The organism is Pseudomonas folii (genome assembly GCF_014357575.1).
GTDB classification, from domain to species: Bacteria; Pseudomonadota; Gammaproteobacteria; order Pseudomonadales; family Pseudomonadaceae; genus Aquipseudomonas; species Aquipseudomonas folii.
The window spans coordinates 1-10,676 of record NZ_JACONW010000171.1 but is presented as its reverse complement, the minus strand read 5'-3'; the positions used below and the strand labels follow the sequence as shown (position 1 = coordinate 10,676).

Genomic DNA, 10,676 nt, shown 5'->3' with positions numbered 1-10,676 from the left:
CCACACCCCGGCTAAAGCCGGTCCCACGTCGTCACATCCGCTTGCGCGCACACATTGAGTCTCCCCGGAAAATCGCATTTCTATCGCCGAACACACGTCCCACTCGTATAATGCACGGCCTTGTCGTCCGGCCTTTTGTGAGCCTATGTACCCGATTCCTGAAATTGAAGCCTTCCTGCTTTGCCGCACCCCCGACAGTTGGGTTCAGGCTGCATTACGCAACCTCGACATCCTGCTGATCGACCACGCGAACAACGAAAAGAAGGCGGCTGGAGCGGCGTTTCAGTTCATGTTCCAGTACAACGACAAGTTCGACCTGTTGAGCAAGATGTCGCGCCTGGCCCGGGAAGAACTGCGCCACTTCGAGCAGGTGCTGAGCATTATCCGCAAGCGCGAAATTCCCATGGCCAACGTCAGCTCTGCGCGATACGCCGGGGCTCTGCGCAAGCTGGTGCGCAATCACAATCCTTATCGCCTGACCGATGCGTTAATTGTGGGGGCTATTGTTGAGGCCCGTTCCTGCGAGCGTTTTGCCTGTCTGGTGCCACATCTGGATGAAGAGCTGGGCAAGTTCTACGCCGGGCTGCTGAAGTCCGAGGCGCGGCATTTCCAGGACTATCTGAAGCTGGCCTACACCTACGGCGACAAGGCTGATGTTGACGCCAAGATCGAAGAAGTCCGCCTCGCCGAACGCGAACTGATCGAAAGCCCGGATGAAGAGTTCCGGTTCCACAGCGGTGTGCCCGCGTTCGGTTGAGCCCGATCTCTCAACCTGCTTTCTGACCTATGGCGACATGCCTACCGCGCTAACCGGTAGGAGCGAACTTGTTCGCGAGAGGGTGTGTCAGGCCCTGATATTTTTCAGCCATACCACCTCCCGAACAAGTTCGCTCCTACCGATTTTCGCAAGACTCCCAATTCAGAAAAAAATAGTAAGCAAGCTAATAAAAGCTTTGCCATTTGCTGCCTAGGCAGTAATATCGCCACATTCTCTGCCTAGGCAGCTAATTTGGTGGATTCATGAAACATTTCAGCCCTGACAATCAGCAGTCGACGATCATGGGCATGCTGATCGGCCGTACCAATTCGCTGAAGGATCGCATCCTCGACAAGCAATTAGTGCCCTATGGCATCACGTTCTCGCAGTTCAAGGTCTTGATCATCGTGGCCCAGTTCCGCGCGGACACCCCCGCTGAATTGTGTCGGCACCTGTCTCTGGACAGCGGTTCCATGACCCGCATGCTGGATCGCCTTGAGCAGAAGCAACTGATCGAACGCACCCGTTCGGCCACGGATCGGCGTCAGGTTCAGTTGGTTCTGACCGAGCAGGGGCGGGTCATCACCGACCAATTGCCGCAGATTGGCGCTGAAGCCATGAATGAACTGCTTGGCGTGCTGGATGCGGAGGAGGTGGCAAGTCTGGAGCGAATTCTCAGCAAGGTGCTGGTCGATGCCAACGATCACATCGCCATTACCCGTCTGAGTTTCAAAGACAGAGGTGCAGAATGAGCCTTTCTGTATCGCGGGCTGTGCCGCGGGCGCGCTATAGCCTGTTGCTGATCGCCCTGAGTATCGCCGGTTGCGCCAACTACAGCGGCCTGACCACCCAAGGCAAAAGCCTTGACGCAAACAAGCTTCAAGCTGAAAACAGCCTGCAAGGCATCAACCTTTCACCTGCAGCCTGGCCGAAACGTGACTGGTGGAAAAACCTCGGCGATCCGCAGCTCGATGCTCTGATCAACGAAGCCCTGCGTGACAGCCCGGACATGCAAGTCGCCAATGCGCGCACTCATCAAGCCATGGCGTCGGCTTACGCTGCCGATGCAGCACGCATGCCGACGGTTGATGCCGATGCCAGTGTCAGTCGCTCACGCCTGGCCCGGGATCAGGATCCAAGCGGCATGGGCGGGCGCTACAGCACCTTGCGCAGCCTCGCACTGAACTTCAATTACAACTTCGATTTATGGGGCGGCCAGCGTGCAGCCTGGGAAGCCGCTTTGGGCCAGGCTCGCGCCGCTGAGGTTGACGAGCAAGCCGCACGCCTGACGCTGGCCGCCGATGTGGCACGGGCCTACAGCGATGTAGGTCAGGCTTACATCGTTCATGATCTGGCGACCGAGGATCTCAAGCGCACGCAGCAGTTGCTCAATCTGGGCAACCAGCGCCTGCAGTCCGGGATCGACAGCCAGTACCAATATCAGCAGACCGAAAGCCTGGAGGCCAACTCCCAGGAGGCGCTGATCGCTGCCGAGAAAAACCTGCGCAGCGCGAAAATCGCCTTGGCAGTGTTGCTCGGTAAAGGCCCGGACCGCGGTCAGGAAATCGCTAGACCCAACGTGCTCAAGCCTGCGGTCATCGCGCTGCCGTCTTCATTGCCTGCCGAATTGCTCGGACGTCGGCCGGACATCGTCGCGGCCCGCTGGCGCGTTGAAGCCGCGAGCAAGAACATCGTGGCGGGCAAGACTAATTTCTATCCAAACCTGAACCTCAGCGCCGCTGCCGGGGCCGAGTCGTTGCTGGGTGACGCCATGTTTGGCTCCGCCAGTCGCTTCTTCAATGTGGCCCCGACCATTTCCCTTCCTCTGTTCGATGGCGGTCGTTTGCGCGCTGATCTGGACGCGCGCGATGCCGATTACGACCTCGCCGTGGCGCAATACAACAAGAGCCTGGTGCGGGCCTTGGGCGACGTCAGCGACAACATCGGTCAACTGCGTGCCATTGATGGCCAGATTCAGGCTCGTCAGCACGCTACGGATGTGGTCCAGCAATCATTCAATACCGTGACCCAGCGTTATGGCTCGGGGATCGGCAACTACCTGGACGTGCTGACCACCGAGCAGCAATTGCTCCAGTCACAACGCCAACTGGCTGATCTCAACGCCGAACGAATCGATTTATCGATCCAGTTGATGCAAGCCCTGGGCGGTGGTTTCGAGGGCGAAAGCCCCTCCGACGCCACTTCATCAACTGCTTCGCTGACTAACTCAAGGTAATCGTCATGGCCACTGCCGCTAGCGAAAACACTTCTGGCAACGCTCCGGAAAACAGTAAAAAAGACACCAACCCGCGCAAGCGCAAACTGCTCCTGTTCGGGCTGGCACTGATCGTCATTCTCGGCGGGTTGGGCGTCTGGGCCTGGCATGAGCTGTATGGTCGCTGGAATGAAAACACCGACGACGCTTATGTGAACGGCAACGTGGTGGAGATCACGCCGTTGGTCACCGGCACCGTGACCAGTATTGGCGCGGATGATGGTGATCTGGTTCGCGCCGGTCAGGTGTTGCTGCAATTTGACCCTGCGGATGCCGAAGTCGGTCTGCAAAGCGCCGAAGCCAGTCTGGCCAAGACCGTGCGTCAGGTTCGCGGTCTGTACAGCAATGTCGACGGCATGAAAGCTCAATTGGCAGCCCAGCGCGCCGAAGTGAAGAAGGCTCAAGACAACTACACCCGACGCAAGAGTCTGGCCGCTGGCGGGGCGATTTCTCAGGAAGAACTCTCCCACGCTCATGACGATTTGATCAGTGCGCAGAGCGCCTTGAGCAATGTTCAGCAGCAACTGGCCAGCAGTGTCGCGTTGGTGGATGACACTGAAGTGTCGTCGCACCCGGACGTGAAGGCCGCAGCGGCGCAGTTGCGTCAAGCTTACCTGGCCAATGCGCGCAGCACGCTGATCGCGCCCGTTACCGGTTACGTCGCCAAGCGCACCGTGCAACTGGGCCAGCGCGTTCAGCCGGGCACCGCGTTGATGGCAGTTATCCCGTTGGATCAGTTGTGGATCGATGCCAACTTCAAGGAAACCCAACTGGGCAAAATGCGCATTGGTCAGCCCGTGGAAGTCGAGTCGGACCTGTATGGCAGCGATGTGAAATACAGCGGCACCATCGACAGCCTGGGCGCCGGTACTGGCAGCGCATTCGCTTTGCTGCCAGCGCAGAACGCCACCGGTAACTGGATCAAGATCGTCCAGCGCGTTCCTGTTCGCGTCCACATCAACGCAGAAGAACTGGCGAAGCATCCACTGCGTATCGGCCTGTCCACGACAGTAAACGTCGATCTGCACGATCAGAGCGGACCGGTATTGGCGCAACAGCCGCCGAAGCAGGCTTCGTTCAGCACAAACGTCTATGAACAGCAACTGGCCGAGGCCGACGCCTTGATCAATCGTCTGATTCATGAAAACAGCGCACTGACCGGCAAGACTGCTCAGCGCTGATCCGCCAATCCGCGTGCCCTGGCCTTTGAACGGCCGGGGCAGCGTCAAGTTTTCAGGGATTCGCGATGAGCGCCAACGCCCCCGCATCATTTACGCCACCGAGCCTGCTGCTGTGTACCATCGGCCTGTCGCTGGCGACCTTCATGCAGGTTCTCGATACAACGATTGCCAACGTGGCCTTGCCGACCATTTCCGGCAACCTTGGCGTCAGCTCGGAGCAGGGCACCTGGGTTATTACCTCGTTCGCCGTGAGTAACGCGATTGCGCTGCCGTTGACCGGTTGGCTGAGTCGCCGTTTTGGCGAGGTGAAGTTGTTCCTGTGGGCGACGATTCTGTTTGTTCTGGCTTCGTTCCTGTGCGGGATCTCCCAGTCGATGCCGGAGCTGGTGGGCTTTCGCGTGCTGCAAGGCGTGGTGGCGGGGCCGTTGTACCCGATGACGCAAACCCTGCTGATTGCGGTCTATCCCCCAGCGAAAAGGGGGATGGCACTGGCATTGCTGGCGATGGTCACGGTGGTCGCACCGATTGCCGGGCCGATTCTCGGCGGCTGGATTACTGACAGTTACAGCTGGCCGTGGATCTTCTTCATCAATATCCCGATCGGTCTGTTCGCGGTTCTGGTGGTGCGCATGCAAATGGCCAAACGGCCGGTGGTGACCAGTTACCAGCCCATGGACTATATCGGGCTGATCACCCTGATTATCGGTGTTGGTGCCTTGCAGATCGTGCTCGATAAGGGCAATGACCTGGATTGGTTCGAGTCGAATTTCATTGTTATCGGCGCGCTGATTTCGGCCGTGGCGTTGTCGGTTTTCGTGATCTGGGAAATGACCGACAAGCACCCCATCGTCAATCTGCGACTGTTTGCCTTCCGTAACTTCCGCATCGGCACCATGGTGCTGGTCGGTGGCTATGCCGGTTTCTTCGGCATCAACCTGCTGCTGCCTCAGTGGCTGCAAACCCAGATGGGCTACACCGCCACTTGGGCGGGGCTCGCCGTGGCACCCATCGGTATCCTGCCAGTGTTGATGTCACCTTTTGTCGGCAAGTACGCACACAAGTTCGACCTGCGCTTGTTGGCCGGGCTGGCGTTCCTGGCGATTGGCACCAGTTGCTTCATGCGCGCGGGTTTCACCAACGAGGTGGACTTTGAACACATCGCGTTGGTGCAGTTGTTCATGGGGGCGGGCGTGGCGTTGTTCTTCATGCCTACGTTGAGCATCCTGTTGTCGGACTTGCCGCCCAACCAGATTGCCGATGGTTCAGGCCTGGCGACGTTCCTGCGCACGCTGGGCGGTAGCTTCGCGGCATCGTTGACCACGTGGATCTGGATCCGCCGTGCCGATCAGCATCATGCTTATCTCAGTGAAAACATCAGCACTTACGAGCCCGCGACCCGCGAAGCGCTGAACACACTGGGTGGTGCGAGCCCTTCGGCTTATGCGCAACTTGAGCAGACCCTCAATAGCCAGGCGTACATGATGTCCACGGTGGATTATTTCTACCTGCTGGGCTGGATATTCATGGGCTTGATTCTGCTGGTCTGGCTGGCCAAACCACCGTTTACCGCCAAGGCCGGGCCTGCGGCTGGGGGCGGGCATTGATGCGGTTTTGAGGCTTCGCCTATGACCTGTGTGAGCGGTGCTTGCCCGCGATAAACGATAACGCGGTGCGTCTTATGGCCGTGTCTCATGTATCGCGGGCAAGCACCGCTCCCACAGGAAACTCGCACCAGCTCATATCTCGACGTGTCTAGCTATTCGGCAGCGCCAGCTGCGGCTCCGGCACAAAATCAAACGCGCCCAGCTGAAACCCTTGTTCATCCACCTGCACGGCCCAGCCTTGCTTGTCCCAGTCACCCAGCACGATGCGCCGCGCTGCCTGGTCGCCGATCTGCAGCTTATGGATGGCGGGGCGGTGGGTGTGGCCGTGGATCAGGGTGCGTACGCCGAATTGCTGCATCACTTCGGGCACTTCTTCGGGTGTCACGTCGACGATGTCATTGGCTTTCATGCGGGTTTGCGAACGGCTTTCATTGCGCAGTTTGCGCGCCAGCTTGTGCCGGGTGCTTTTAGGCAGATTGCGCAGCACGAAAAGGGTCAGCGGGTTGCGCAGGTAACGGCGCATGCGTATGTAGCCTTCGTCCCGCGTACACAGGCTGTCGCCGTGCATCAGTAGAACAGGCTCGCCGTTCAATTGAACAACGCTCGGGTCGGGCAGCAGTGTGCAGCCAGCCGCTTTACAGAAGGCACGGCCAATCATGAAGTCGCGATTGCCATGCATCAGAAATATTTGGGTGCCGCTATCGCTCAGCTCTCGCAACGCCTGGCAAATCGAGCGCTGAAAGGGCGACATTGCATCATCGCCAATCCAGACCTCGAAAAAATCACCGAGGATATACAGGGCCTGAGCATCGCGGGCTCGGCCCGCGATCAGATCCAGAAACGCCCGGGTAATGTCCGGGCGTTCTTCCTGCAAATGCAGATCGGAGATCAGCAATATCACTCAACGATCTCGGCTTTCTCGATGATCACGTCTTCAGTCGGTACGTCCTGGTGGCCGGATTTGCTGCCGGTGGACACGCCTTTGATCTTGTCGACAACGTCAGTGCCTTCGATCACTTCGGCAAACACCGCGTAACCCCAGCCTTGAGTGGTCTTGGCGCTGTGGTTGAGGAAGCTGTTGTCGGCAACGTTGATGAAGAACTGCGCAGAGGCCGAATGCGGCTCCATGGTACGGGCCATGGCAACGCTGTACTTCTTGTTCGGCAGACCGTTGTCAGCTTCGTTCTGGATGCTTGGGCGCTTGTCTTTCTTTTCTTTCATGCCTGGCTCGAAACCGCCGCCCTGGATCATGAAGTTACCGATGACACGGTGGAAAACGGTGTTTTCGTAGTGGCCCGCGTTGACGTACTCGATGAAGTTGGCAACGGTCAGCGGCGCTTTTTCAGCATTCAGTTCCAGGACGATGTCGCCGTGGTTGGTGGTCAATTTTACTTTGGACATATCAAAAGTCGCTCTTTTGGCATTCGTGAATGGACGCGTTATAACCCAGACGCGCAGTTTACTGAGGTGGTTACATAATTCTTTCGGGTTTTTAACTCGATGGTTTCATTCGACTCAGGCAGAGCGAAAACGTCACGAGCGACGGCAACAACGTAAAACAGGTGAGAACCGCCCGGGGCGCGATCGACTTTAGGCACCTAAATGAGCAGTCCGAGCCTGTTTTTAACGCAGTATTGCCGAGCGCAGTAGTTTTCGCTCGCCTGAGCTGTCAGCTGCCAGACAGCTTCGGCTATCATAAGCGCTTTGATTTAGTCGGCCTACCCTGGCCGCGCACTTGTATTGTCCAAGGATCCTATGAGCAAGCCCACTCAAGACCCCGCTGCGAATTCAAAGGCAGGCCCTGCAATTCCTACCAATTTCCTGCGCCCGATTGTCCAGGCTGACCTCGATTCGGGTAAGCACAGCAAGATCGTGACCCGCTTTCCGCCTGAGCCAAACGGCTATCTGCACATCGGTCACGCCAAGTCGATCTGCGTGAATTTCGGTCTGGCTCAGGAATTCGGTGGCGTCACGCACCTGCGTTTCGACGACACCAACCCGGCCAAGGAAGACCAGGAATACATCGACGCCATCGAAAGCGACGTGAAGTGGCTGGGCTTCGAATGGGATGGCGAAGTGCGCTACGCCTCGCAGTATTTCGATCAATTGCACGACTGGGCTGTCGAGCTGATCAAGGCTGGCAAGGCTTATGTGGACGATCTGACCCCGGAACAGGCGCGTGAATATCGCGGCACCCTGACCGAACCGGGCAAGAACAGCCCGTTCCGTGAGCGCAGCGTCGAGGAAAACCTGGATCTATTCGCTCGCATGAAAGCCGGTGAGTTCGAAGACGGTGCTCGCGTTCTGCGCGCCAAAATCGATATGGCTTCGCCGAACATGAACCTGCGCGATCCGATCCTGTACCGCATTCGCCATGCTCATCACCACCAGACCGGTGACAAGTGGTGCATCTACCCGATCTACGACTTTACCCACGGTCAGTCGGACGCCATCGAAGGCATCACCCACTCGATCTGCACCCTGGAGTTCGAAAGCCATCGTCCGCTGTATGACTGGTTCCTCGACAACCTGCCGGTGCCAAGCAAGCCACGTCAGTACGAGTTTTCGCGCCTGAATCTGAACTACACCATCACCAGCAAGCGCAAGCTCAAGCAACTGGTCGATGAGAAGCACGTTCACGGTTGGGATGACCCGCGCATGTCGACCCTGTCGGGCTTTCGTCGTCGTGGATACACGCCGAAGTCGATTCGTAACTTCTGCGAAATGATCGGCACCAACCGTTCCGACGGCGTAGTGGATTTCGGCATGCTGGAGTTCAGCATCCGTGACGACCTGGACCACAGCGCGCCGCGTGCCATGTGCGTGCTGCGTCCGCTGAAAGTAGTGATCACTAATTATCCGGAAGGCCAGGTCGAGAAGCTTGAGCTGCCGCGTCACCCGAAAGAAGACCTCGGCGTACGCGAGCTGCCGTTCTCCCGCGAGATCTACATCGACCGCGATGACTACATGGAAGAGCCGCCAAAGGGCTACAAGCGTCTTGAGCCGAATGGCGAAGTGCGTCTGCGCGGCAGCTATGTGATCCGTGCCGACGAAGCGATCAAGGATGCCGACGGCAACATCGTCGAGCTGCGCTGCTCTTACGACCCGGACACCCTGGGCAAGAACCCTGAAGGCCGCAAGGTCAAAGGCGTTGTGCACTGGGTCCCGGCGGCTGAAAGCGTTGAATGCGAAGTGCGTCTGTACGATCGTCTGTTCCGTTCGCCAAATCCTGAAAAGGCTGAAGACGGTGCGACCTTCCTGGACAACATCAATCCGGATTCCCTGCAAGTGCTGACCGGTTGTCGTGCTGAACCTTCATTGGGACAAGCGCAACCGGAAGACCGTTTCCAGTTCGAACGCGAAGGTTATTTCTGCGCGGACATCAAGGACTCGAAACCAGGTCAGCCGGTATTCAACCGGACTGTAACGCTACGAGATTCTTGGTCTTAAGGAGCCTCAGTGCTTTCTATCTACAACACGCTCACCAAGAGCAAAGAAGTCTTCAAGCCGCTGGATGGCAACAAGGTGCGCATGTACGTCTGCGGGATGACCGTTTACGACTACTGCCACCTCGGCCACGGCCGCAGCATGGTCGCGTTCGACCTCGTGACCCGCTGGCTGCGCTTCAGCGGTTACGACCTGACGTACGTGCGCAACATCACTGACATTGACGACAAGATCATCAACCGTGCCCGTGAAAACGGCGAGTCGTTTGACGCCTTGACGGCGCGCATGATTGACGCGATGCACGAGGACGAAGCACGGCTGAATATCCTCAAACCGGATATGGAGCCGCGTGCTACCGACTACATCGACGGCATGCACGCCATGATTCAGACTCTGATCGACAAGGGCTATGCCTACGCGCCAGGTAATGGCGACGTGTACTACCGCGTCGGCAAGTTCCTCGGTTACGGTAAGCTGTCGCGCAAGAAGATTGAAGACCTGCGCATTGGCGCACGTATCGAAGTAGACGAGTCCAAGGACGATCCGCTGGACTTCGTGCTCTGGAAAGGCGTCAAACCGGGCGAGCCCAGCTGGGAATCGCCATGGGGCGCCGGGCGTCCGGGCTGGCACATCGAGTGCTCGGTGATGTCCACCTGCTGCCTGGGCGAGACGTTCGATATTCATGGTGGTGGTAGCGACCTTGAATTCCCGCACCACGAGAACGAAATCGCCCAGAGCGAAGCGGCCACTGGCAAGACCTACGCCAATGCCTGGCTGCACTGCGGCATGATTCGCATCAATGGCGAGAAGATGTCCAAGTCATTGAACAACTTCTTCACCATCCGTGACGTGCTGGAAAAGTACTCGCCGGAAGTGGTGCGGTATCTGCTGGTTTCCAGCCACTACCGCAGCGCGATCAACTATTCGGAGGACAGTCTCAGGGAATCCAAGAGCGCGCTTGAGCGCTTCTATCACGCCCTTCGAGGCTTGCCGGTTTCCGAGCCGGTGGGTGGCGAGGCGTTTGTGGAGCGTTTCTCGGCTGCCATGAACGACGACTTCGGCACGCCTGAGGCCTGTGCGGTGTTGTTCGAGATGGTCCGTGAGATCAATCGTCTGCGCGAAACCGATCTGGTGGCTGCAGCCGGTTTGGCGGCACGCTTGAAGCAACTGGCCAGTGTGTTGGGCGTCTTGCAGCTTGAAGCCGATGATTTCTTGCGCGCAGGTGCAGAAGGTCGGGTTGATGCGGCAGAAGTCGAAGCACTGATCGAAGCTCGTCTGGCTGCCCGTGCAGCCAAGGACTGGGCCGAGTCCGACCGCATCCGCGACCAGATCACCGCCATGGGCGTGGTGCTGGAAGATGGGAAGGGCGGGACGACCTGGCGGTTGGCGGATTGATCGCTAACGGCTGACTG

At 58.1% G+C, this 10,676-nt stretch carries 9 protein-coding genes; 7 read left to right on the top strand and 2 right to left on the bottom strand.

Features of this window, described 5'->3' with window-relative positions:
• Nucleotides 1-145: 145 nt before the first annotated feature.
• The 5 genes from H8S59_RS23550 (at nucleotide 146) to H8S59_RS23530 (ending at nucleotide 5,817) form a co-directional block, all read left to right on the top strand.
• On the top strand, nucleotides 146-757 hold the full coding sequence (locus tag H8S59_RS23550; protein ID WP_027902107.1) for a MiaE family protein: 612 nt from the start codon (nucleotides 146-148) through the stop codon (nucleotides 755-757).
• Between the two features lie 263 nt (nucleotides 758-1,020).
• Nucleotides 1,021-1,509 (top strand): MarR family winged helix-turn-helix transcriptional regulator, encoded by a 489-nt coding sequence (locus H8S59_RS23545; protein WP_095100656.1) that lies wholly within the window; start codon nucleotides 1,021-1,023, stop codon nucleotides 1,507-1,509.
• Nucleotides 1,506-2,993: an efflux transporter outer membrane subunit gene (locus H8S59_RS23540; protein ID WP_187522984.1), complete on the top strand. Its 1,488-nt coding sequence runs from the start codon at nucleotides 1,506-1,508 to the stop codon at nucleotides 2,991-2,993. The genes H8S59_RS23545 and H8S59_RS23540 overlap by 4 nt, the downstream gene beginning before the upstream one ends.
• A 5-nt stretch (nucleotides 2,994-2,998) precedes the next feature.
• A complete protein-coding gene (locus H8S59_RS23535) occupies nucleotides 2,999-4,213 on the top strand; it encodes an HlyD/EmrA/EmrK family protein (RefSeq protein ID WP_187522983.1) in 1,215 nt (404 codons plus the stop codon).
• 65 nt (nucleotides 4,214-4,278) lie between these two features.
• Complete coding sequence (locus H8S59_RS23530; protein ID WP_187522982.1) at nucleotides 4,279-5,817, top strand: DHA2 family efflux MFS transporter permease subunit; 1,539 nt, start codon at nucleotides 4,279-4,281, stop codon at nucleotides 5,815-5,817.
• A 148-nt stretch (nucleotides 5,818-5,965) separates the two neighbouring features.
• On the opposite strand, the gene lpxH is transcribed toward H8S59_RS23530, so the two are convergent.
• Together lpxH and H8S59_RS23520 are read right to left on the bottom strand one after the other, a co-directional pair.
• On the bottom strand, nucleotides 5,966-6,718 hold the full coding sequence (gene lpxH / locus H8S59_RS23525; RefSeq protein WP_187522981.1) for a UDP-2,3-diacylglucosamine diphosphatase: 753 nt from the start codon (nucleotides 6,716-6,718) through the stop codon (nucleotides 5,966-5,968).
• The gene (locus H8S59_RS23520) at nucleotides 6,715-7,218 is read right to left on the bottom strand and encodes a peptidylprolyl isomerase (RefSeq protein WP_027902101.1); all 504 of its coding nucleotides are present in this window, start codon (nucleotides 7,216-7,218) and stop codon (nucleotides 6,715-6,717) included. Before H8S59_RS23520 ends, lpxH begins: the two co-directional genes overlap by 4 nt.
• Before the next feature lie 354 nt (nucleotides 7,219-7,572).
• Here H8S59_RS23520 and H8S59_RS23515 point away from each other — a divergent pair, with 354 nt between their 5' ends.
• The gene (locus H8S59_RS23515; protein ID WP_187522980.1) at nucleotides 7,573-9,267 is read left to right on the top strand and encodes a glutamine--tRNA ligase/YqeY domain fusion protein; all 1,695 of its coding nucleotides are present in this window, start codon (nucleotides 7,573-7,575) and stop codon (nucleotides 9,265-9,267) included.
• Between the two features lie 9 nt (nucleotides 9,268-9,276).
• Entirely contained in the window at nucleotides 9,277-10,659 is a 1,383-nt protein-coding gene (gene cysS / locus H8S59_RS23510) for a cysteine--tRNA ligase (RefSeq protein ID WP_095100644.1), read from the top strand.
• Nucleotides 10,660-10,676 lie beyond the last annotated feature (17 nt).